At 71.9% G+C, this 20754-nt stretch carries 23 protein-coding genes and 3 tRNA genes; 12 read left to right on the forward strand and 14 right to left on the reverse strand.

The features are described from left to right. The first annotated feature begins 10 nt into the window (after window positions 1-10). Window positions 11-83, forward strand: a tRNA-Arg gene (locus tag KVF89_RS06135). On the opposite strand, the gene KVF89_RS06140 is transcribed toward KVF89_RS06135, so the two are convergent. After that, window positions 45-1622 carry a 2-isopropylmalate synthase gene (locus KVF89_RS06140; RefSeq protein WP_306809137.1) on the reverse strand — a complete coding sequence of 526 codons (1578 nt, stop codon included), beginning with the start codon at window positions 1620-1622 and terminating at the stop codon, window positions 45-47. The genes KVF89_RS06135 and KVF89_RS06140 overlap by 39 nt on opposite strands. 178 nt (window positions 1623-1800) lie before the next feature. Between KVF89_RS06140 and KVF89_RS06145 the strand changes: the two genes are divergently transcribed. After that, the gene (locus tag KVF89_RS06145) at window positions 1801-2607 is read left to right on the forward strand and encodes an ABC transporter ATP-binding protein (RefSeq protein ID WP_257424298.1); all 807 of its coding nucleotides are present in this window, start codon (window positions 1801-1803) and stop codon (window positions 2605-2607) included. A gap of 18 nt (window positions 2608-2625) precedes the next feature. Next, the gene (locus KVF89_RS06150; protein WP_257424300.1) at window positions 2626-3282 is read left to right on the forward strand and encodes a hypothetical protein; all 657 of its coding nucleotides are present in this window, start codon (window positions 2626-2628) and stop codon (window positions 3280-3282) included. A gap of 79 nt (window positions 3283-3361) precedes the next feature. Here the strand turns inward: KVF89_RS06150 and KVF89_RS06155 are convergent, their stop codons facing one another. The 3 genes from KVF89_RS06155 to KVF89_RS06165 are packed head-to-tail and all read right to left on the reverse strand — an operon-like array spanning window position 3362 to window position 5650. Continuing rightward, window positions 3362-4381: an adenosine deaminase gene (locus tag KVF89_RS06155; RefSeq protein WP_257424301.1), complete on the reverse strand. Its 1020-nt coding sequence runs from the start codon at window positions 4379-4381 to the stop codon at window positions 3362-3364. A gap of 31 nt (window positions 4382-4412) precedes the next feature. Then, on the reverse strand, window positions 4413-5147 hold the full coding sequence (locus KVF89_RS06160) for a DsbA family protein (protein ID WP_257424304.1): 735 nt from the start codon (window positions 5145-5147) through the stop codon (window positions 4413-4415). Then, complete coding sequence (locus KVF89_RS06165) at window positions 5147-5650, reverse strand: MauE/DoxX family redox-associated membrane protein (protein ID WP_257424306.1); 504 nt, start codon at window positions 5648-5650, stop codon at window positions 5147-5149. Before KVF89_RS06165 ends, KVF89_RS06160 begins: the two co-directional genes overlap by 1 nt. 94 nt (window positions 5651-5744) lie before the next feature. Between KVF89_RS06165 and orn the strand changes: the two genes are divergently transcribed. After that, complete coding sequence (orn, locus tag KVF89_RS06170) at window positions 5745-6362, forward strand: oligoribonuclease (RefSeq protein ID WP_257424308.1); 618 nt, start codon at window positions 5745-5747, stop codon at window positions 6360-6362. Window positions 6363-6429: 67 nt separating this feature from the next. Continuing rightward, window positions 6430-6505: transfer RNA gene (locus KVF89_RS06175), tRNA-His, on the forward strand. Window positions 6506-6662: 157 nt separating this feature from the next. On the opposite strand, the gene KVF89_RS06180 is transcribed toward KVF89_RS06175, so the two are convergent. Then, window positions 6663-7265, reverse strand: coding sequence for a TetR/AcrR family transcriptional regulator (locus tag KVF89_RS06180; protein ID WP_257424310.1), 603 nt, complete (start codon window positions 7263-7265; stop codon window positions 6663-6665). Window positions 7266-7334: 69 nt separating this feature from the next. Between KVF89_RS06180 and KVF89_RS06185 the strand changes: the two genes are divergently transcribed. Continuing rightward, complete coding sequence (locus KVF89_RS06185; RefSeq protein ID WP_257424311.1) at window positions 7335-8003, forward strand: DnaJ family domain-containing protein; 669 nt, start codon at window positions 7335-7337, stop codon at window positions 8001-8003. A gap of 167 nt (window positions 8004-8170) precedes the next feature. Next, on the forward strand, window positions 8171-9436 hold the full coding sequence (locus KVF89_RS06190) for an HNH endonuclease signature motif containing protein (RefSeq protein ID WP_257424313.1): 1266 nt from the start codon (window positions 8171-8173) through the stop codon (window positions 9434-9436). A gap of 79 nt (window positions 9437-9515) precedes the next feature. Here the strand turns inward: KVF89_RS06190 and KVF89_RS06195 are convergent, their stop codons facing one another. Further along, window positions 9516-10307 carry a nucleotidyltransferase domain-containing protein gene (locus KVF89_RS06195; RefSeq protein WP_257424316.1) on the reverse strand — a complete coding sequence of 264 codons (792 nt, stop codon included), beginning with the start codon at window positions 10305-10307 and terminating at the stop codon, window positions 9516-9518. A 101-nt stretch (window positions 10308-10408) separates the two neighbouring features. Here KVF89_RS06195 and KVF89_RS06200 point away from each other — a divergent pair, with 101 nt between their 5' ends. Next, entirely contained in the window at window positions 10409-11269 is an 861-nt protein-coding gene (locus tag KVF89_RS06200; protein WP_257424318.1) for a bifunctional helix-turn-helix transcriptional regulator/GNAT family N-acetyltransferase, read from the forward strand. 3 nt (window positions 11270-11272) lie between these two features. Here the strand turns inward: KVF89_RS06200 and KVF89_RS06205 are convergent, their stop codons facing one another. Next, window positions 11273-12226, reverse strand: a complete 954-nt coding sequence (locus tag KVF89_RS06205; protein WP_257424320.1) for a pirin family protein — start codon at window positions 12224-12226, stop codon at window positions 11273-11275. A gap of 88 nt (window positions 12227-12314) precedes the next feature. Here KVF89_RS06205 and KVF89_RS06210 point away from each other — a divergent pair, with 88 nt between their 5' ends. The 4 genes from KVF89_RS06210 to KVF89_RS06225 all read left to right on the forward strand — a co-directional run bounded on the left by KVF89_RS06210 (window position 12315) and on the right by KVF89_RS06225 (window position 16357). Continuing rightward, window positions 12315-13892 (forward strand): phytoene desaturase family protein, encoded by a 1578-nt coding sequence (locus tag KVF89_RS06210; protein WP_257424322.1) that lies wholly within the window; start codon window positions 12315-12317, stop codon window positions 13890-13892. A 71-nt stretch (window positions 13893-13963) separates the two neighbouring features. Continuing rightward, window positions 13964-14039, forward strand: a tRNA-Lys gene (locus tag KVF89_RS06215). A 78-nt stretch (window positions 14040-14117) separates the two neighbouring features. Next, the gene (locus tag KVF89_RS06220) at window positions 14118-15557 is read left to right on the forward strand and encodes a serine/threonine-protein kinase (RefSeq protein ID WP_257424324.1); all 1440 of its coding nucleotides are present in this window, start codon (window positions 14118-14120) and stop codon (window positions 15555-15557) included. Window positions 15558-15646: 89 nt separating this feature from the next. Further along, complete coding sequence (locus KVF89_RS06225; protein WP_257424325.1) at window positions 15647-16357, forward strand: GAF and ANTAR domain-containing protein; 711 nt, start codon at window positions 15647-15649, stop codon at window positions 16355-16357. Between the two features lies 1 nt (window position 16358). Here the strand turns inward: KVF89_RS06225 and KVF89_RS06230 are convergent, their stop codons facing one another. From KVF89_RS06230 to cbiQ, 7 genes are all read right to left on the reverse strand, one after another. Next, window positions 16359-16526: a hypothetical protein gene (locus KVF89_RS06230; protein ID WP_257424326.1), complete on the reverse strand. Its 168-nt coding sequence runs from the start codon at window positions 16524-16526 to the stop codon at window positions 16359-16361. An 83-nt stretch (window positions 16527-16609) separates the two neighbouring features. Continuing rightward, complete coding sequence (locus tag KVF89_RS30370; RefSeq protein ID WP_257424328.1) at window positions 16610-17626, reverse strand: helix-turn-helix transcriptional regulator; 1017 nt, start codon at window positions 17624-17626, stop codon at window positions 16610-16612. After that, a complete protein-coding gene (locus tag KVF89_RS06240; protein WP_257424330.1) occupies window positions 17623-18555 on the reverse strand; it encodes a WYL domain-containing protein in 933 nt (310 codons plus the stop codon). The genes KVF89_RS30370 and KVF89_RS06240 overlap by 4 nt, the downstream gene beginning before the upstream one ends. Window positions 18556-18702: 147 nt before the next feature. Beyond that, window positions 18703-19026, reverse strand: coding sequence for a GroES family chaperonin (locus KVF89_RS06245; protein WP_257424332.1), 324 nt, complete (start codon window positions 19024-19026; stop codon window positions 18703-18705). Window positions 19027-19051: 25 nt separating this feature from the next. Beyond that, window positions 19052-19300: a DUF3618 domain-containing protein gene (locus KVF89_RS06250; RefSeq protein WP_257424334.1), complete on the reverse strand. Its 249-nt coding sequence runs from the start codon at window positions 19298-19300 to the stop codon at window positions 19052-19054. Then, window positions 19297-20067 (reverse strand): energy-coupling factor ABC transporter ATP-binding protein, encoded by a 771-nt coding sequence (locus KVF89_RS06255; RefSeq protein ID WP_257424335.1) that lies wholly within the window; start codon window positions 20065-20067, stop codon window positions 19297-19299. Before KVF89_RS06255 ends, KVF89_RS06250 begins: the two co-directional genes overlap by 4 nt. Beyond that, a complete protein-coding gene (cbiQ, locus tag KVF89_RS06260) occupies window positions 20064-20753 on the reverse strand; it encodes a cobalt ECF transporter T component CbiQ (RefSeq protein WP_257424338.1) in 690 nt (229 codons plus the stop codon). Before cbiQ ends, KVF89_RS06255 begins: the two co-directional genes overlap by 4 nt. Window position 20754 lies beyond the last annotated feature (1 nt).

Here is a 20754-nt window from a genome sequence, read left to right on the forward strand (position 1 = left end):
TCGGCCCCAGGCCCCCGTGGCGCAATGGATAGCGCAGCGGATTTCTACTCCGATGGTTGCGGGTTCGACTCCTGCCGGGGGCGCCCATCGTCCGACCGGCTCGCCGCCCAGGCGGTCGAGCCGTCGTCGGAGCGGTACTCGACGAGGGTGAGCGGCTCGGTGTCGGCACCGGCCCCCACCCCCGTCCGGTACGACGCCAGCACGGTCCCTCTCGAGGCCGCGTCCTGCGCGGCGCCCGTCAGGTACGTCCTCTCGAACAGCGCCCACAGCTGCGCCGCGGTGACCTCGCCACCGGTCGCGTCGGTGTGCACCTGGACCCGGCGGCTGAAGTCGATCTGCAGCCGCCGCGGCAGCTCGACCCCGAACACCGTCTCGAGCAGGTGGGCGATGCCGCCCTTGCCGGACTGGGAGTTGACCCGGATCACCTCGTCGTAGCTGCGGCCGAGGTCGGCGGGGTCGACCGGCAGGTAGGGCACCCGCCACTCGATCTCGCCCTCCGGCTTGCCGAGCTCCGCGGCGCGGGTGCGGTGCTCGGCGAGGCCCTTGCGGATGGCGTCCTGGTGGGTGCCGCTGAACGCGGTGTGGACCAGGTCGCCGACGTAGGGATGACGCGGGTGGATCTCGATCCGGTTGCAGTGCTCGACGGTGCGGCGGATCTCGTCGATGTCGGAGAAGTCGACCATCGGGTCGATGCCCTGGGCGTGCAGGTTGAGCGCGAGGGTGGCGATGTCGACGTTGCCGGTGCGCTCGCCGTTGCCGAACACGCAGCCCTCGACCCGCTGCGCGCCGGCGAGCACGGCGAGCTCGGCGCAGGCGATGCCGGTGCCACGGTCGTTGTGCGGGTGGACGGAGAGGATCACGGAGTCGCGGCGGGCCAGCGACGTGTGCATGTGCTCGATCTGGTCGGCGTACACATTGGGCGTGGCGACCTCGACCGTGGCGGGGAGGTTGAGGATCACCGGCCGCTCGGGGGTGGCGTCCCACAGGGCCGGGGCCGTCACCGCGTCGCAGATGTCGAGGACGTAGTCGGGCTCGGTGAGGTTGAAGACCTCGGGCGAGAACTCGAACCGCACGTCGGGCAGGTCCGCGGACAGCTCGAGGACGTCACGGGCTCCCTCCAGCACCAGCGTCCTCAGGGCGTCGCGCGAGTGCCCGAGCACGACGTCGCGCCAGGTCGGTGCGGTCGCCGTGTAGAGGTGGATCACGACCGGGTTGCGCAGCCCGCGCACGGAGTCCACCGTCCGCTCGATCAGGTCGCGGCGCGCCGGCGTGAACACCACGATCGTCACGTCGGGCGGCGCCAGGTCGGACGACGCGAGCAGCCGGACGAAGTCGAAGTCGGTCTGCGAGGCGGACGGGTAGCCGACCTCGATCTCCTTGTAGCCCATCGCGACGAGCAGCTCGAAGAACCGACGCTTGCGCTCCGGATCCATCGGCTCGGCGAGGGCCTGGTTGCCGTCGCGCAGGTCGACGGGCACCCACAGCGGTGCGGCCGTGAGCCGGCGTGCCGGCCACGCGCGCTCGGTGAGGGGGACGTCGACGCGGTCGAAGACGTCGCGGTAGCGATGGGACGGCATCCCGGAGGGACGCTGGCGGTTCCAGGTGGTGGTCATGCTGGTCATGCGGGTGTTCCTTGCCGATCGTGGAGGTGGCCGGCGCACGCATCACTCCACGACGGGGAGCCAGCCGCACCAGGCCCCGCCGCGGCAGGGAAGGAGGAGGCCGGTGATCCGCATGGCCTAGACTCTAGCCACTCCTCAGACAAGTAGACAAGCGCAGACAAGCAAGGAACCGCCTGACATGAGCCCGACCGTCCTCGACCTGCACGACGTCGTCTTCCGCCGCGGAGGCAACGAGATCCTCCACGGCGTGGATCTCACGGTGCGGGCCGGCGAGCACTGGGCGCTGCTCGGCCCCAACGGCGCCGGGAAGAGCACGCTGCTCGGGTTCTGCAGCGCCCAGGTCCACCCGACCTCCGGCACGGTCGACGTCCTCGGCAAGCGGCTGGGCCGGGTCGAGCTGCAGGAGCTGCGCCGCCACATCGGCCATGTCAACCCGCGCCACCCGCTCCAGTCCGGACTGAGCGTCCACCAGGTGGTACTCACGGGGATCACCGGCACCATCGAGCTGCCGATGCGCTGGTCCGCCACCGAGGAGCAGATGCGGACCGCCGACGAGCTGATCGCCGAGGTCGGCCTCACCCATCGGCGCGACGCCCGCTGGCCCAACCTCTCCCAGGGCGAGCGCGGCCGGACGCTGATCGCGCGGGCCCTCATCGCCCAGCCCGAGCTGCTGCTCCTCGACGAGCCGACGACCGGCCTCGACGTCGCCGCCCGCGAGCAGCTGCTCTCGGTGCTCGACCGGCTGGCCCACACGGCGCCGGAGGTCGCGTCGGTGCTGGTCACCCACCACCTCGAGGAGCTGCCGACGAGCACGTCCCACGCGCTGCTGCTCGCGCACGGTCGGGTCGTCATCGCCGGCCCGGTCGCCGAGGCGGTCACGACCGAGACCATCACCCGCACCTTCGAGCACCCGATCGAGGTCGACCACGACGCCGGCCGCTGGCGCGCCCGCGCACTGCCCCCGGCCCGGCTGCACAGCGCCTGACCGGGGTACCACGGGGCCATGGCCAACCCCGTGATCACCACCGCAGCCGACCTCGCCGGACGCGCCCTGGCGACGGTCACCCGTGGCGTCGCCGCGGTCCGACACCCCGACAAGCCCCTCCACCCCGACGGCGAGATGTACGCCGGCCGGTTGGCCCGCCCCGGATCGGGCCGGCCGATCGGCGTGCCGTGGATCGACCAGGGCGGGGAGGACGAGGTGATCGTCCGGATCTCCCGTGCCCTCGGCCTGCCCGGACCCGTCCCCGACGTGCACGGCCTGGCGCTGCGCCTGCGCAAGGGCCAGACCCGGTACGCCGACCTGCTGCTCGCGAGCACCGGCTGGGACCCGATCACCCGGCACCTGCTGATGCCGGCGTGGAACGCGCACTGGCCGCTGACGACCCTGCTCCCCTACCGCAGCCCCATCGGCCCCCTGGTCATCGGCGCCCGGCCCGTCGACGTCCGGGGCTACGAGCTGTGCTGGGCCGCCGTGGGCCGCGAGTGGCACCCGCTCGGCGACCTCACCTTGGAGATGCCGCTGCCGGAGGAGACCGAGGTGTCGTTCGACCCGGTGGTCAACCCGCTGCCGGGGCTGGCGCAGTACGCCTGGGTCGAACGGCTGCGCGAGCAGTCCTACGCCGCAGCCCGCCGACTGCGGCGCGCCTCCCACGCCTGACCCGGCGCACGCCGTACAACGGTGACAGCCCCGCGGGAGGTATGAGCCCCGTGGGGCTGACGCTTTCCCAACGGCCCTTCTAGCGGGCGTACGCCGCGATCTCGGCCCGCAGCCGGGCCCTGACGTCGTCCGGGGCGAACGACGCGTCCACGCCGGCGCGGGCCAGGTCGGCCAGTCCGGCCTCGTCGAGGCCGAGCAGCTCGGCTGCGATCTCGTACTCCCGGTTGAGCGTGGTCCCGAACATCGGCGGGTCGTCGGAGTTGATCGTCACCACGACCCCCGCGTCCACGAAGATCGGCAGCGGGTGCTCGGCGAGCGAGGCGACCGCGCGGGTGGCGACATTGGACGACGGGCAGACCTCGAGCGGGATCCGGCGCTCGGCGAGGTGGGCGAGCAGGGCCGGGTCCTGCGCGGCCGACGTGCCGTGCCCGATCCGCTCGGCGCCGAGCTCACGCAGCGAGGTCCAGATCGTCTCGGGCCCGGTCGTCTCGCCGGCGTGCGGCACCGAGCGCAGCCCGGCCGCACGGGCTGCCGCGAAGTGCGGGGCGAACTGCTCGCGCGGCACCCCGATCTCCGGGCCGCCGAGGCCGAACGCCACCAGCCCCTCGGGGGCGTGGTCGAGCGCGAACCCGAGGGTGGCGTCGGCCGCCGGGACACCAGACTCCCCCGGGATGTCGTAGATCCAGCGCAGCACCAGGCCGAAGTCGCGCTCGGCGGCGACCCGGGCGTCCTCGATCGCCTCGGTGTACGCCTCGATCGGCATGCCACGGGCGGGGTCGTCGGGCAGCACCGAGGTGTACGGCGTGCAGGTGAGCTCGGCGTACCGGACGGACTGGCCCTCGTGCAGCTCGCGGGCGACCTCGTAGGTGAGGTACCGGACGTCCTCGGGCGTGCGGACCAGGTCGACGACGGTGAGGTAGACCTCGATGAAGTGGGCGAAGTCGCGGAAGGCGAAGAAGTCCCGCAGCAGGTCCGGGTCGGACGGGACCGTGCCCGGGTGGCGCTCGGCCAGCTCGGACACGATCCGCGGCGACGCGGAGCCGACGTGGTGGACGTGGAGCTCGGCCTTCGGCAGGCCCGCCACGAAGTTGCTCAGCACGGGGCGATCCTGCCAGTCGGCCGCACCCCGGTCACTCGAGTTCCGCGACCAGGTTCTCGGCGAGGTCCTGGATCGTGCGTCCGTCCTGGTAGACCTCGCCGTCGAGCAGGACCGTGGGCGTCCCCTGGATGCCGGCCTTGTCGGCCTCGGCAGTCGCCTTGGTCACCCAGTCCTTGTGGGAGACGCCCTCGATGCCCTCACGGACGTCGGCCTCGGTCGCGCCCGCCTCGACGGCCAGGTCGACCAGGTCGTCGTCGGTCACCGAGTCCGGCTCCTCCTCGGAGGGCTGGTTCTCGTAGAGCAGGTCGTGGAACTTCTTCGCGACCTCGGGGCCGGACTTCTCCAGCACCAGGGCGAAGGCGCTCGCCGCGCGGATCGGGTAGTCGCCGAAGCTCTGGCTGAGCAGGTCGAACGGGCGGTACTCGACGAACACCTTGCCGTCGGCCGCGAGCCGCTCGAAGTCGGCGCGCGTCGCGGTCTCGAGCTGCCCACAGAAGGGACACAGGAAGTCCTCGTAGACGATGACCGAGTGCGGTGCGTCCGCGTCGCCGATGGTCACGCCGTAGTCGCTGGACCCGGCACCCACCGCCTTGACCTCCTCCTTGTTGAGGACGCTGACGAGGATCGAACCGCCCACGATGAGCACCATGACGCCGAGCACGGCCCCGATGGTGATGATCCGGCGCCGGCTCTCGCGCTGGGCCTGCGCGGCCCGCTCCGCGGCGGCCTTCTCCGCCCGGACCTTGGCCTTCGAGTTCGACGACATCAGTGCACGGCTCCTTCGGTGACGGTGGCCCGCTCATCGGGCCCCGGGTTGAACAGTAGGGAATCGAGGGACAGTCGGGTCCGTCGTACGAACGCGACGAGGAGGGAGGCGGCGAGGAGCGCCACGTCACGGGCGATCTCCCAGGGGTACGCCGACGCGGCGCCGGCCTTCGCCCCGCCACCACCGAAGCAGCCGCAGTCGATCTCGATGCCACGCGCCCACACCGACGCGATGCCGACGATGAACGCCGCGAACAGCACGGCGGACACGATCGCCGCGCCCCGCGCGAACACGCCCAGTACCAGCGCCAGGCCGACGACCAGCTCGACCGAGGGCAGCGCGATGCCCACGACCTCGGCCACCGAGGACGGCAGCAGCTGGTAGGCCCGCACGGCCGCGATGCTCGCGTCCGGCTCGGTGATCTTCAGCGCACCGGCGACGATCCACACGCCACCGGTCACCAGCCGGGCGGCCAGACCCACCCAGGCCAGTGTCCCTCTCATGGCGGCGAGGCTAACCGGCCCCGCTGAGCGGCTCCTGAGAACCCGGCGCCCAGAACCCGACAGTGCGACGGCGTACGGCGTAGGGTGCAGGCTCGTGAACGAACGACTGGTCTGGATCGACTGTGAGATGACCGGCCTCGACCTCGGAGCGGACGCGCTCATCGAGGTCGCGGCGCTGGTGACGGACTTCGACCTCAACGTGCTCGGCGACGGCGTCGACGTCATCATCAAGCCGCCCGCGGAGGCGCTGGACCAGATGATCGAGTTCGTCCGCACCATGCACGAGTCCTCGGGCCTGCTCGCCGAGCTCGAGCAGGGCGTGACGCTGCAGGAGGCCGAGGAGCAGGTGATGGACTACCTGCGCCAGCACTGCCCGCCCGACAGCCGGCCGCCGCTCGCCGGCAACTCGGTGGCGACCGACCGCGGCTTCGTGGCCCGAGACATGGCGGTGCTGGACGCCTTCCTGCACTACCGGATCGTCGACGTCTCCTCGATCAAGGAGCTGTCGAGGCGCTGGTTCCCGCGCGCGTACTTCAACGCCCCCACCAAGCGCGGCAACCACCGCGCCCTGGCCGACATCCAGGAGAGCATCGAGGAGCTGCGTTACTACCGCGACACGGTCTTCGTGCCGCTCCCCGGCCCGGACTCCGACGCCGCCAAGGAGGCCGCGGCGCGCCACGGTGGCTCGATCACCGGCCTCGGCACCGCCTGATCGCCTACCGATTCCTCGTTCGGGACCGATTGCCTCTACACTCGTCCCCGGCTCTTCGAGAGCCATGGTGGGTATAGCTCAGCTGGTAGAGCGCCGCGTTGTGGTCGCGGATGTCGCGGGTTCAAGTCCCGTTACTCACCCCAGATGGCGAGGCCCAGTCCCTCGGTCGGAGGATCACTCCGGTCCGGGCTGGGCCTCTCCGTTCTACGGTCTCGGACGACTACTGGTCGCCCACGACCGCAAGCAACCGGGTCCACCGCGAACAGTCTCGACTCGGCCGAGCACGCCCTCCTCGTTCCGTCACGACGCAGGACCGAAGAGTCGGTCCAGGTGCTGGTCGATGGCCGCGAGCGCTGCCTGCGGTTCGACGACGTTGAGCTCCAGGAGCGGCGCGAAGCCGGTCAACGCAAGGATGAGATCCGTCTCGATCGCCGGGTCGCGGTTCGGGGATATCTGCCCGTCGCTCACCGCCTGTCGAACGAGGCGCTCGACCATCGCGCGGCCGTCGCGTAGCCCGACGGCAACCTGCTGATGCAGCGTCGGGTCGTGCATCGCTTCGAGAACGTAAGCCGCGTTCACACGACTCGTGGCCCGAGCGTCAGGTCGAAGAGGGAGAAGTTCGACGAGAACCACGCGCAGCACGTCGCGAGGATGCGGAGGCTGGTCGAGCACAGCCATGCCCTGCGCGACACGCTGCGACGTCCGCTCGGCGGCGAACTCGATGGCGAAGGCCAGCATCTCCGCACGAGACGAGAAGTAGTGCTGTAGCTGTCCCAGCGACACCCCCGCTTCGCGGGCGACCTCGCGCATGGTCGCTCGCGCCCAGCCCTGCTGGTCGACGATCGTCCACAGCGCATGGGCGATGGACTCGCGTCGCTCGCGATGATCGACCTGCTTGGGCACCGTGCCTCCTCGTTTCCAATACACATGACATAATACAGGTGACTGGAGACCCGGCCGACAGGAGGGCTGATGACGGAGCCAGAGTCGCGACCGCCCCTCGCGTTCTACGACCCCGCCGCCTTCGCGTTCGACACCGAGGTGGCGATCGCGCTGATCGCCGACATGCGGATACGCAAGGCGATCGAGCGCGGCGAGTTCGACAACCTGCCGGGCAGCGGCAAGCCGCTCGACCTGCCCGACCACCACGACCCCGACTGGTGGTTCAAGAGCCTCATGAGGCGGGAGCGGATCGTGATGGTGCCGCCGTCGATCCAGCTCCGCAAAGATGACGCCGCGCTGGACGAGCAGCTCGATCGACTCTCGAACGAGTTCGCCGTGCGCCGCGAGGTCGAGCAGTTCAACGAGCGAGTCATCCGCGCCCGTTACCAACTCCCAGCGGGGCCGCCCCTGATCACCATGCCGCGTGACATCGAGGCCACCGTGGCCGCGTGGGCCGATCGCAGAGCGGCCCGAGCCGAGGAAGCCCGCAAGAAGGCCGACGAAGCTGCCAAGGCGCGCGCAGAAGCGAAGCCGAATGACCGCAATCGCCGACGACTCTTCCGAAGGCGAACCCGTCGGCGCAGGACCCCTCCCGCCCCGGCGACCTCGCGAAGGCACGTCGTTCCCGAGTCCGTCGCCCCCAACCCCGTTATCCCCAGCCTGGGCGACGGGTTAGAACGTCTGTTCGGTCGAGGGTAGGATGGGCGCAGGCCGTACGGCGGGATGCTCCGAGTGGTCCCGGGGACCTGAGGCCCAGCGTTGCAGGACAGGGCGCGCACCTGCCAGGTGCGTTACGACCGCTGAGCCGCCGAGGCTCCTCCTGGAAGGCGAGACCTCGTTGTCGCGCCCACCGGAAGGAGCAGCCGATGTCCGCCGCCACACTCGCCGCGTTGCACCCGGTGGTGGCGTGCGCGAGCGAGGTCTGCGACGTGCTGGACCGGGTTGCGGATGTGCAGCCGGTGTTCATGTCGGTCACCGACAAACAGGCCGCGCTGGTCGACCTCACCCGGGCCGAGGCCCAGGTCGCCGAGCTCAAGGCCCGGATCCTCGCCACCAGCGACGACATCGCCGCCGAGCACGGTGCTCATGACGTGGCGGCCTGGCTGGCCCACGCGACCCGGACCGACCCCCGCACCGCCCGCGCCGACCTGCACCTCGCCACGGCGTTGGAGCAGCACCCCGCGGTGGCAGCCGGGATGCGCGCCGGGACCGTGTCCACAGCCCAGGCCCGGGTCATCACCACCGCGGTCGACGAGCTCCCCACCGACCTCGGTCCCGAGCTGGCAGCCGAGGCCGAGGCGACGCTGATCGGGTACGCCGCCCACCACCCGCCCCGCGACCTCAAACGGCTGGGCCAGCGGATCCTGGAAGTCGTCGCCCCCGACATCGCCGAGGCCGAGGACGGTCGACGACTCGAGGACGAGGAACGCCGAGCCCGCCAGAAGGCATCCCTACGCTTCCGCGACCTCGGCGACGGCCGCACCCGGATCACCGGAACCCTGCCCACCCCGGTGACACAACGGCTCCAGCACTACCTGCACGCCTACACCTCACCCCGGCGTCTCCACCGTGGATCGACAAACGGCGAGACCGGGGACATCGGCGAACGGATGCCACAGCACCGCGCCTACGCCCACGCCCTGACCGCCCTGCTCGAAGCCCTCGACCCCGACCAGCTCCCCGAGCACGGCGGCGATGCCACCACCGTGCTCGTGACCCTCAGCCTCGCCCAACTGCTGAGCGACCTCGCGTCCGCGGGCGTGATCGCCGGCGACGGCGAAGAAGCCATCTCCGCGCAGGAAGCACGCCGGCTGGCCTGCCAGGCCTCGATCATCCCCGCCGTCCTCGGCGCCAACAGCGAGGTCCTCGACCTCGGCCGACGGATGCGACTGTTCACCAAAGCCCAACGCCGTGCGCTGCGGCTACGCGACCGACACTGCCGCGCCGAGGGCTGCTCGATCCCCGCCGCGTGGACCGAGGCCCACCACCTCACCCCCTGGTCCGAAGGTGGATCCACCGACCTCGCCGACGCGATCAGCCTGTGCAACCACCACCATCACCGCATCCACGACCACGCCTATATCCACGACCGGCTCCCCAACGGCGACATCCGCTTCCACCGACGCACATAGGCCGACAGATGCTCTTCGTCCTTCCGGACGCGACGGCCGAGGCACCCGCCGGCGACTCACTCGCCTGCCGGCACCACGCTCAGTCGCGCTCGAGCTGCCCGACGACCCCGCGCAGGAAGTCCCCCACCAGGCGCGCCGCCAACTCGTTACGGCGCGGAGGCGTGGCCAGTCGCGCGGTCCAACTCAGGTAGATGTCGACGCAGGCGGTGAGTGCCGCAGCCGCCTCGGCGGCGTCGTACCCGCTGACGGTCGACCGGAGGTCGCTCGCAAGGTCCGGTGCAAAGGCCTCGATGCGACGTACGCCGCGGGGACCGGTGCCGGTGAGCTCCGCGGCCAACGGACCGTAGACCACCTCGCGCAGGAACCCGAGGAAGCCGATCACCTCGAAGAGCTCACCCCGGGCGAGCTTCGTCGCGCCGTAGTGGATCCAGGTCCAGAAGCGGTCCTCGACCCACGGGGCGTCGTACCGCTCCCTCGCCGGGGGCTGCGCCGCCAACGCCCGGGCGACGGTGCCATCGCGCTCCCAGACGACGACCGGGTCGCCGACGCGGTCCGCGACGTCGGAGATCCGGACGAACTTGAAGTCGACGTGGAGCAGCGGTGGGCCGACGAGCGCGATGATCAGCCGCGGCTCGCCGACGTGCTCGCCGGTGAACCCGTCGACGAACGACGTCCAGGACCGGAGCAGCCCGAGCCGGTCGGCCATCACCTCGTCGTAGGCCTCGTCACGGAGGACGACGACGAGGTCGACGTCGGAGTGCTCGTCCGCCGTCCCGTCGGCCATCGAGCCCGACAGGCCCAGTCCCACGATCCTCTCGTCCCGTTGGAGGATCGGCGTCAGTCGGTCGAGGAACTCCATGTGCGCATGCACGTCGTCATCCTTTGCGGCTCAGCAGTCCGGCAGAGGCGGAGCACCGTAACAAGCGGAGCACGCCACTCGACAGCGATATTTCATCTGACTAAAGTCAGAGAATGCTCACGGACGTCCTGCGCCGGTTCAACCGGACCTACACCCAGCGGATCGGGGTGCTCGACGACTCCTTCCTCGGGACCGGCAGACCGCTGGCGGTGTCGAGGCTGCTGTTCGAGGTCGGCGAGACCCCCGGCACGACCGTGCGCGCGCTGCGCGACCGGCTCGATCTCGACTCGGGCCAGCTGTCCCGGATGCTGCGCCGGCTCGAGGCCGACGGCCTGGTCACGACCGTTCCCGACGAGACCGACCGCCGCCGCCGGCTGGTCCGGCTCACGCCCACCGGCCAGGACGCGTACGACGACCTCGAGCATCGCTCCGAACGGCGAGCCGTCGAGCTGGTCGCCCCACTGACCGGGCGCCAGCAGGAGCGCCTGGCCGACGCCCTGCGGACCGCCGACATCCTCGTGCGGGCGGCGACGGTCCGGCTGGAGGAGGTGGCCTCGGACGCGCCGGTGGCCCGGGAGGCGACCCGGCGCTACTTCGCCGAGCTCGACGCCCGCCTCCCCGCCGGGTTCGATCCGGGCGGGCCCGACGCACCCGAGCCAGGGGCGACGTATGTCATCGCGACCTCGGGCGGCGAACCGGTCGCGTACGGCGGGATCCGTCCCGTCCTCGACGACGGGACGGCCGAGATCAAGCGGATGTGGGTGCACGGCGACTGGCGTGGCGCCGGCCTGGGCGGGCGGATGCTGCGCCACCTGGAGGCGCTCGCGGCCGGGCAGGGCCACCGCCGCGTCGTCCTCGACACGAACGGGACCCTGCTCGAGGCGATCGCGATGTACGAGCGCGCCGGCTACACGCGGATAGCGCGCTACAACGACAACCCGTACGCCGAGGCGTTCTTCGAGAAGCCGCTCTAGCGATCAGCCGCCGATCGGCAGCCCGAACCGGCCCTTCTGGAAGTCCTCGTAGGCAGCCATCACCTCGGCCTTGGTGTTCATCACGAACGGCCCCGCCCACGCGATCGGCTCGCGGATCGGGCGGCCACCGACCACGATCACGTCGAGCTTCGGCGAGCGGCCCTCCTGCCGTCCGTCGGCGGTGATGGTCAGGTAGTCGCCGCCGCCGAGGACGGCGGTCTGGCCGGTGTGGAGCGGGCTGGGCTCGGTGGCGCCGACCGTGCCGGAGCCGTTGAGGACGTAGACCAGGGCGTTGTGCTCCACCTGCCACGGCAGGTCGAGCCGGGCACCCGGCTCGATCGTGGCGTGCACGAGGGCCATCGGGCTGTACGTCGACCCGGGGCCGGCATGCCCGTCGACACTGCCCGCGATCACCCGGACCAGGGCGCCCGCGTCGTCGGTGGTGAGCAGCGCGACCTCCCCGGAGCGGATGTCCTGGTAGCGCGGGTCGTTCATCTTGTCGGCCTTGGGCAGGTTGACCCAGAGCTGGATGCCGTGGAACAGGCCGCCCTGCTGGACCAGCCACTCGGGCGGCGTCTCGATGTGCAGCAGCCCGCTGCCGGCGGTCATCCACTGGGTGTCGCCGTTGGTGATGCTGCCGCCGCCCCCGTGGCTGTCCTGGTGGTCGAAGACGCCGTCGATGATGTAGGTGACGGTCTCGAAGCCGCGGTGCGGGTGCCAGGGCGTGCCCTTGGGCTCACCGGGCGCGTACTCCACCTCGCCCATCTGGTCCATCATGATGAACGGGTCGAGGTGCGACATGTCGATCCCGGCGAACGCCCGCCGGACCGGGAAGCCCTCCCCCTCGTAGCCCTGCGGCGCGGTGCTCACCTGCCAGACAGGGCGGGGTTGGTCGCCGAGTCCCGGCGTCGTGAGACGCGGCAGGACGGTCAGGTCGTCGACGGTGATGGCAGGCATCGCATCCACCTCCAGGTGGCTGGTCGGATTGGTTGCCATGTCAACCATAACTCACCACGAGTCATTCCCGCACCCCTAGGCTCCCCTCATGACCCGGGGGAAGTACGACGCCGTCATCGTCGGCGCCGGCCACAACGGCCTGACCGCGGCGGCCTATCTGGCCCGCGCCGGACTCTCGGTCCTGGTGCTCGAACGGCTCGGCCACGTCGGTGGCGCCGCGGTCTCGGCCCCGGCGTTCCCCGGCTTCCCGACCCGGCTGTCGCGCTACTCCTACCTGGTGTCGCTGCTACCCGACCGGATCGTCACCGACCTCGGGCTCGACCTCGCCCTCGTGAGCCGCTCGACGGCGTCGTACTCCCCCACGGTGCGCGACGGCCGCCCCACCGGGCTCCTGGTGGAGCGCACCGAGGGCGAGGCCACCCGCGCCTCCTTCCGCGAGCTGACCGGCAACGACGACGAGTACGACGCCTGGCGCGCGTTCTACGACGGCGTGTCTGATCTCGCCCGGGCCGTGGCGCCCACCCTGACCCAGCCGCTGGCCACCGACGCCGCGCTGCGCGCCCAGGTCGACCCACAGATCTGGCGCGACGTCGTCGAGCAGCCGATCGGCGTCGCCATCGGGCGCCGCTTCCGCGACGACCTGGTGCGCGGCGTCGTGGGCACCGATGCGCTGATCGGGACCTTCGCGTCACTCCACGACCGGTCCCTGGTGCAGAACCGCTGCTTCCTCTACCACCTGATCGGCAACGGGACGGGCGAGTGGCGGGTGCCCATCGGCGGGATGGGCGCTGTCACCGACGCCCTTGCCCGGGCCGCGACCGAGGCAGGCGCCGAGATCGTGACCGGCGCCGGCGTGAGCGCGATCCGCCCGCAGGGCGACGCGGCGGGCGACCCGGTCGAGGTGCGCTGGCACGACGGCGCCCGCGAGCACACCGTCGAGGCGACGTCGGTGCTGGCCAACGTCGCGCCCTGGGTGCTGCGGATCCTGCTCGGTGAGGGGGAGGACCCCGCCAGCAAGCCCCAGGGTGCCCAGCTCAAGGTGAACCTCCTCCTCTCCCGGCTGCCCCGGCTGCGCTCCGGCGTCGACCCGGAGGTCGCCTTCGCCGGCACCCTCCATCTCGCGGAGACGGCATCCGACCTCGAGGTCGCCTGGGCCGCGGCCCGGCGCGGCGAGCTGCCCGACCCGCTGCCGGGCGAGGTCTACTGCCACTCGCTCACCGACCCGAGCATCCTCGGCGACGTCCCACCCGGCACCCACACGTTGACCTACTTCGGCCTGCACACCCCGGCCCGTCTCTTCGACGCCGACCCCGACGGCATGCGCGAGGAGGCGGTCCGCCGGGCGATCGCGTCACTCGACGCGGTGCTCGTGGACCCGATCGAGGACGTCGTGCTGCGCGCCCCCGACGGCACGCCCTGCATCGAGGCCAAGATCCCCCAGGACATCGAGGCGGACCTCGCGATGCCCGGGGGGCACATCTTCCACGGGGACCTCGAGTGGCCCTGGGCCCCGGCCCGCGCCCGGCTCGAGACACCGGCCGAGCGCTGGGGTGTCCAGACCGGGCACAGCGCCGTGCTCCTCTGCGGATCGGGAGCCCGGCGCGGCGGCGCGGTCTCCGGCCTGGGCGGGCACAACGCCGCGCGGGCCGCGCTCGAGTCCCGCTGAGGCCGGGGACGGGCGGCGATTTCACCCGGCTCGGCGTACGCTGGTAATGTTCCATCTCGCGTTCAACGCATGCGCCATTAGCTCAATTGGCAGAGCAGCTGACTCTTAATCAGCGGGTTCGGGGTTCGAGTCCCTGATGGCGTACCAAGCAGGATCGAGGCCCTCCTCCCCCCGGGGACGAGGGCCTCGAGTCGTCTCGGGCCGGCGTTCACTACGATGCCCGGCGTGGAACCGACCCAGCCCGCTCTCCTCCTGCCCGGCGTGGAGCTGATCGAGCAGATCGGCCGGGGCGGCTTCGCCACGGTCTGGCGCGGGCGGCAGCTCGCGGTGGACCGCGACGTCGCGGTGAAGATCGACAACCGGGTGCTCGACGAGGGCAGCAACCGCCGTCGGTTCGTACGCGAGGCCACGGCGGTGAGCCGGATCAGCGGCCACCCCCACGTGGTGTCGCTGATCGACGTCGGCATCACCCGGGACAACCGGCCCTACCTCGTGATGGAGCTGTGCACCCACGGCAGCCTGGCCTCCTATCTCACGCAGAACGGGCCGATGCGGGTGGCGGAGGCGATCGAGGTCGGGCTCGCCGTCACCAGTGCCCTCGCCGCCGCGCACGAGGCCGGGATCCTGCACCGCGACATCAAGCCCGGCAACATCCTGATCGACGCCTGGGGCACCCCGCGGCTCTCGGACTTCGGCCTGGCCGCGCTCCCCCAGCCCGGCCAGGACCCGTCCGTGAGCCTCGAGGCCCTGACCCCCGCCTACGCCTCTCCGGAGGCCTTCTCGTTCTCGGCCCCCGCGCCCCAGTCCGACGTGTTCTCGATGGGCGCGACCCTGCACGCCATGATCTCCGGCGCCTCACCCCGGCGCTCCCGGGACGGCAGCCCGGTCCCGATCGACCAGGTGCTCGCCAGCCTGCGCACGGAGTTCCCCGACCCCTCGGTGCCCGGCAGCGAGGCGCTGATGCGGGTGATCCGGGTCGCCACGGCGTACGACGCCGCCGACCGGTATCGGACCGCGCGCGAGCTGCACGACGCGCTGCGGGAGATCCGGGCGGGCGGTGCCGAGGCGAGTGGCGGGGTCGTCGTCGGTGGCCCGCAGGCCAGCTTCACCCAGCTCCGCCCCCTGCCGCCGCCTCCGCCGTCCCGGCCGGCCACGTCCGCGCGTCGACGCTGGCCGCTCGCCCTCGCCGCCGCGGTGGCCGGGCTCGGCATCGGCGGCCTGGGCGGAGTGCTGCTCGCCCCGGAGGACGGCGGCGACCCACCCGCCGGAGCCCGGCCTGGCCCGACGGACGAGACGGACGCGACGGATCGGACGAACGCCGTGGACCCGCTGACCGGCGCACCCGAGCTCGGCGCCTGCTACAGCGGGGTCCAGCAGCTGGGCCAGACCCTGAGCGCCACGCAGGGCGACTGCGCCGACGACAACTGGTTCACCTTCGCGGTCGGGCAGCTCGCCGACGACACGACCGACGTCACCACGGACGCCGTCGATGCGGACACCGAGGCGGTGGGCACCTGTACCGCCGCCACCCTGCGCGCCTACGACGCCGGCACCGGGGGCACCCGCCCGAAGGGCGAGTACGACGTGTTCGTGCTGCCGCCCAGCGGCACGGCGTTCGTGCAGGGTCAGCGCTGGTTCGCCTGCCTGGCGCGGTCGACGTCCTGAGAGCGGTCGGTGCGCCGATCCCGGCCGCGGTCGTCTGACACGGACGTGGGCCGGGTACCTGGTGCCCGACCCCAGGAGGTGTCCCCCGGATGCTCCACGACCAAGGCAGCGTCGCCGCGGCCCTGACCGAAGCGGCCCTGACCATCAACAGCCACCGCTCCCTCGACGACACCCTCGACGCCATCGTCCGCGCGGCGCAGCAGACGGTGCCGGGCTTCGAGCACGTCGGGATCTCGATCACCCACGGCAACCGACGGATCGAGACCCGATCGGGGACCGGCCCGCTGGTGTGGGAGATCGACGAGCTCCAGTACAAGCTCGGGGAGGGTCCCTGCTACGACGCGATCCGCACCGGCGGCGTGACGGTCATGGAGGACATCGCGACCGAGCAGCGCTGGCCGCGCTACGTCGAGGAGGCGGCCGGTCACGGCCTCCACGCCCAGATGGGGCTCCAGCTCTACAGCGACCAGAGCACCCTCGGCGGCCTCAACTTCTACTCCTGGGAGCCGGGCATCGATCCCGACGCGATCCAGCTCGCCGAGCTGTTCGCCGCGCACGCGTCGATCGCGCTGGGCCGGGCGAGGCACGAGCACCAGCTCAACGAGTCGGTGACGACGCGCCAGGCGATCGGTACGGCGATCGGGATCATCATGGAGCGCTACCGGATCCCCGAGGACCGAGCCTTCCAGTTCCTCGTGCGCGCGAGCAGCACCGGCAACATCAAGCTGCGCGACATCGCGCAGGAGGTCGTCGACACGGCCAGCCGGCAGTTCGCCGACCCTCCCCCGAACGGAGGCTGACTCAGGACCCGACCGGGACGACCTGGTCGGCGGGGACCCACTGGGTGTGGACGCGGCCGTCGGCCTCGTAGGTGACCAGCGCGTTGGCCCGGTGGCGGTCCCACTTCAGGACGAGGCCGGGGACGGGCGAGCCGTCGACGGTGACGTGGACGCTGGCCTGGTCGGACATGCGGGCTCCTGCTGTGCCGTGGGGTCGACCGACCCCCGTGGCAGCCCGCGTCCTGAGCTGCGGCGCCATCGTACCGGCGCCCGTCACGCGGGACGCGGCGACGTGTGGTGGAGGAGCAGCTCCTCGGCGAGCACGACCCCGGCGCTGTCGAGCGCGGGCGGGTCGAGCACCGTCGCGGTCGGGCCGGCGGTGAGCAGCAGCCGGCCGATCCGGTCCTCGACCGGCGGGAGCAGCTCGAGGTCGACGACGACGTCCCGCTCGTCGTCCTCGACGAAGCTCACCTGCTCGGCATAGAAGTCCGCCACCCAGCGGGACTCCTGCGGCAGCAGCACCCGCACGCGCGTGGTGGCACGCTGGCGGGCCAGCAGGTCGTCCACGTCATCGGGGACGACGAAGGCGCGGTCGAGCACCTCGACCGAGCGGATGTTGGAGATCAGGTAGGTGCGGATCCGCCCCTGGTCGTCGACCGGCCCGGCATCGACCTCCCAGCCGCGTCGGGTCTGCACCAGCCGCCAGGGCTCGATCTCGCGCTCGGTGACGCCCGGCTCCCAGGCCCGCGAGTACACGATCCGGACCACCCGGCCCTCCCCCTGCGCCCGGCGCAGCCGCGGCAGCAGCCCGTTCGGGGCGGCGGCCGGGGACTCCGTGCCGGCGCCGTCGGTCGTCGCCTCGCCGGCGGCCTGACCGAACATCGTCTCGGCCAGTACGTCGAGGGCCTCGGCCAGCTCGACGTTGTCCGGCTCGATCTCCAGCAGCGCCTGGGCCGCGGCGTGGACGCGGCCCAGCTCACCGGCGTCGACGTACTCGACGCCCAGGTCGATCGGGCTCTCCGCGACGAGCCGGACGACGTCGGCCGTCCCGGGGTCCTCGGTGTCGCCGTCGGGTCCCAGGAACTCCAGCACCTCAGGTCGCGAGAGCAGCCACTCGCCGCCGATGTCGGCGGTGTAGAACGCCAGCAGGTCCTGCCGCAGCTCGGCCACGGAGGTGTCGAAGGCGTCGGCCAGGTCCTGCAGGGCGAGCCCGTCGGGGCTGGCCGCGAGCCGGGCGAACACCTCGGGCAGCCGGGCGATCCTGGTGACGTACTTCGGGACGTCGCTCACCGGTCGGCCCCCGCGCCTCGTGCGGCCGCCAGGAAGGCGACCAGGTCCGCCTGTGCCTCGGGAGGGCCCTCGATCCGGACCCGGTCATCGAGCTCGACCAGCCGCGCATGGAGCGCCGCGCGATGGGTGACCCGGTAGCGCAGCAGCACGTCGTCGCCGTCGGCCTCGACCGCGAGCGGCTCCCCCAGCCAACGGCGTACGTCGGGCTCGAAGCCGGCCGGCGTCCGGAGGGTCACCTCGACCGGCGGGTCGATCTCCCAGGACAGGGGGTGCAGCTCGGGATGTCGCACCGGCGGCAGCGACCGTGCGCTGCGCAGGTCGTCGGACTCGACGTCGAGCATCCGGGAGACGACGAACGTCTTCACGACCGCGCCCTCGGGATCGGGATCGGGATCGGCGACATCGCCCTCCTCGATGCCGCGCACGTACCAGACACCGTTCTGGCTGCGGACCGACTCCGGATGGACGACGCGCGGCGCGCCCTTGTAGCCGAACCGCAGCACCCGCTGGTCGCGGACCGCGTCGACGACCAGGCGCAGCGGCTCCGGCGCGGCCACCTGCACCGCGGCCGGGACCGTCGGAACCGGCGCGTCGGACCGGTCTCTCGTGGGCGCACCGATGTCGTCGGTCAGGCCGAGCCGCTGGGCGAGATCGCCGCGGTCGGCGAGCAGCACGGCCCGCCGCAGCGCCGCCTGCTGGCCGAGCGTGAGACGCACGCGCAGGCGGTTGTCGACCGTCGTCATCCGGTAGACCGCGGGCGAGCCGGCCGGGGCGATGTTCTCGATCCGCCAGCCCTGCCGCTCGAGGTGCCGGATCTCGCGCTTGAGCTGGTCGTGCCCCGGCGACGCGGGGAACCCGGCGACCCGGTCGAGCCGAGCCGCGCTCACGCCGGCCTGGGGATAGGCCTGGAGCACGGCAGCGATGCGCACGAGTCGCTCCATCGGTCCGCGCTGGTCCCGTCCCGGTACCTTGGCCACCCCGGCCCCTCCCCACTCGTCCTGTGTGAGCCCGTGGGGATGACGCTACTTGCCACGTACGACGACCGTCCGCACCAGGCCCCAGGCTCGGGCCGGCTGTCAGAGGTAGAGGCCCGCTGCCTCGTCGCCGAGACGCTCGGCGGCGACCGCGTGGATGTCCCGCTCGCGCATGACGACGTACACGTCGCCGGAGACCTCCACCTCGGCCTTGTCCTCGGGGTCGTAGAGCACCTTGTCGCCGGTGACGACGGATCGGCAGTGCGGGCCGACAGCCACGACACGCGACCAGGCCAGGCGGCGGGCGCCCATCGCGGCGGTCGCGGGGATGACGATGCCCCCGGAGGAGCGGCGCTCGCCGGCCTCGGTGTCGGCCTCGCACAGGATGCGGTCGTGCAGCATCTTGATGGGGGTCTTGTCGGACACGTGCGCGTTCACCCTGGTCGGGGTCTCAGCGGGTGATCTTGCGCAGGACGGCGAAAAGCGCGATCACGCCGACGACGCCACCGACGGCCTTGAGGATGTTGTCGGTGCGCGGCTCCCCGGTCACGGTGTCGACGAAGTGGGCCTTCACCTGGGCCACCTCGCGACTGACGATCGTCTTGGGGTGCGAGCGGTAGAGCAGCTGGTCGATCGTGCCCGCGAGGCGCTCGCGCGCCTCCTCGATCTCACGCTCGATGTCAGAGGGAGTCTCACTCACCGGGGCAGGCTATCAACCGCGATGGTGCGTGGGTCGAAACCCCAGGGCAGTTCCAACCGGTGGGCACGCATCAGGGCCTCGTCGGTGAGCGCGTCGTACGTCCTCCCGTCGGCCACGACCCTGCCGTCGCTGAGCACGACCGCCCGCGGGCAGAGCTCCAGGGCGTAGGGCAGGTCGTGGGTGACCATCAGCAGCGTGACGTCCAGGTCGCGCAGGATGTCGGCGAGCTCGCGACGCGAGGCGGGGTCGAGGTTGGAGCTGGGCTCGTCGAGCACCAGGATCTCCGGCTCCATCGCCAGCACGGTCGCGACCGCGACCCGGCGGCGCTGGCCGAAGGAGAGGTGGTGGGGCGGCCGGTCGGCGAAGTCGGCCATGCCGACCCGGTCGAGCGCGTCCAGCACCCGCTTCTCGAGCGCGGCGCCCTTGAGACCGAGGTTGGCCGGGCCGAAGGCGACGTCGGCACGGACCGAGCCCATGAACAGCTGGTCGTCGGGGTCCTGGAAGACCACGCCGACCCGGCGGCGGATCTCGAGCAGGTTCTTCTTCGTGACGGGCAGGCCGCTGACCGCGACACTGCCGTCCCCGTGGCCGGTCTCCCCGGACAGGATCCCGTTGAGGTGCAGCACCAGCGTGGTCTTTCCGGCACCGTTGGGCCCGAGCAGCGCGACCCGCTCGCCCTGGTGGACGTGGAGGTCCACGCCGAAGAGCGCCTGGTGGCCGTCGGGATAGGCGAAGGCGAGATCGCGGATCTCCAGGACGGGCGTCATCGCGCGTCCCCGGGCAGCCGGCCGTCGTACCCGCGGGACAGCATGGCGAGGTGCACCCGCTCCCCCCTCTCGTAGGACCGCACGAACAGCGCCCCGAGCGTACGCGCCAGCGCCGGCCAGTGGCGCGGTGACCGGGGGTCGACCCCACGCGAGCGCATGGCGGTGAGCATCCGTCCGAGGTCGCTGGTGACCACGTCGAGGTAGCGGATCATGAAGCCCATGATCTGGACGAGCAGGTCGGGCAGCCGCAGCCGTTGCAGGCCACGGAGCACGTCGGTCGGCTCTGTGGTCGCGGCCAGGGTCAGCGAGGCCAGCACGCCGAGCGTGCCCTTGACCGCCAGGCCCCAGGCGGCCATCAGGCCGGACTCGGACACCGAGACCTCCCACCCGCCGAGCGGGAGGGCGACCCGCGGGCCCTCGGCGACGAACGGCATCAGCGCAGCGAACAGGAGGAAGGGCACCTCGACGACCATCCGCGGCAGCAGGTAGGTCAGCGGCACCCGTGCCAGGAGCACCACACCGAGCAGGAGCGCCAGATAGCCGCCGAAGACGGGGTACCACTCCCGGGGCGTGGCGACGACCGTCAGCACGAAGCCGAGCAGCAGCAGGATCTTCAGGTGGGCCGGAGCGCGGTGCACCACGGAGTGTCCGTGGAAGTGCAGCCGGTGCCCGTGCCCCGCGCCCATG

It is taken from the genome of Nocardioides carbamazepini, from assembly GCF_024614185.1.
Classification (GTDB): domain Bacteria; phylum Actinomycetota; class Actinomycetes; order Propionibacteriales; family Nocardioidaceae; genus Nocardioides; species Nocardioides carbamazepini.

Bases quoted from the DNA above. Each gene is read 5' to 3' on its own strand.
- KVF89_RS06225 (WP_257424325.1), top strand. From the start codon at position 15,647: ATGCTCCACGACCAAGGCAGCGTCGCCGCGGCCCTGACCGAAGCGGCC.
- cbiQ (WP_257424338.1), bottom strand. From the start codon at position 20,753: ATGGGCGCGGGGCACGGGCACCGGCTGCACTTCCACGGACACTCCGTG.
- KVF89_RS06200 (WP_257424318.1), top strand. From the start codon at position 10,409: ATGCTCACGGACGTCCTGCGCCGGTTCAACCGGACCTACACCCAGCGG.
- KVF89_RS06210 (WP_257424322.1), top strand. From the start codon at position 12,315: ATGACCCGGGGGAAGTACGACGCCGTCATCGTCGGCGCCGGCCACAAC.
- KVF89_RS06145 (WP_257424298.1), top strand. From the start codon at position 1,801: ATGAGCCCGACCGTCCTCGACCTGCACGACGTCGTCTTCCGCCGCGGA.
- KVF89_RS06165 (WP_257424306.1), bottom strand. From the start codon at position 5,650: ATGAGAGGGACACTGGCCTGGGTGGGTCTGGCCGCCCGGCTGGTGACC.
- KVF89_RS06205 (WP_257424320.1), bottom strand. From the start codon at position 12,226: ATGCCTGCCATCACCGTCGACGACCTGACCGTCCTGCCGCGTCTCACG.
- KVF89_RS06160 (WP_257424304.1), bottom strand. From the start codon at position 5,147: ATGTCGTCGAACTCGAAGGCCAAGGTCCGGGCGGAGAAGGCCGCCGCG.
- KVF89_RS06185 (WP_257424311.1), top strand. From the start codon at position 7,335: ATGACGGAGCCAGAGTCGCGACCGCCCCTCGCGTTCTACGACCCCGCC.
- KVF89_RS06150 (WP_257424300.1), top strand. From the start codon at position 2,626: ATGGCCAACCCCGTGATCACCACCGCAGCCGACCTCGCCGGACGCGCC.
- KVF89_RS06190 (WP_257424313.1), top strand. From the start codon at position 8,171: ATGTCCGCCGCCACACTCGCCGCGTTGCACCCGGTGGTGGCGTGCGCG.
- KVF89_RS06255 (WP_257424335.1), bottom strand. From the start codon at position 20,067: ATGACGCCCGTCCTGGAGATCCGCGATCTCGCCTTCGCCTATCCCGAC.
- KVF89_RS06230 (WP_257424326.1), bottom strand. From the start codon at position 16,526: ATGTCCGACCAGGCCAGCGTCCACGTCACCGTCGACGGCTCGCCCGTC.
- KVF89_RS06140 (WP_306809137.1), bottom strand. From the start codon at position 1,622: ATGACCAGCATGACCACCACCTGGAACCGCCAGCGTCCCTCCGGGATG.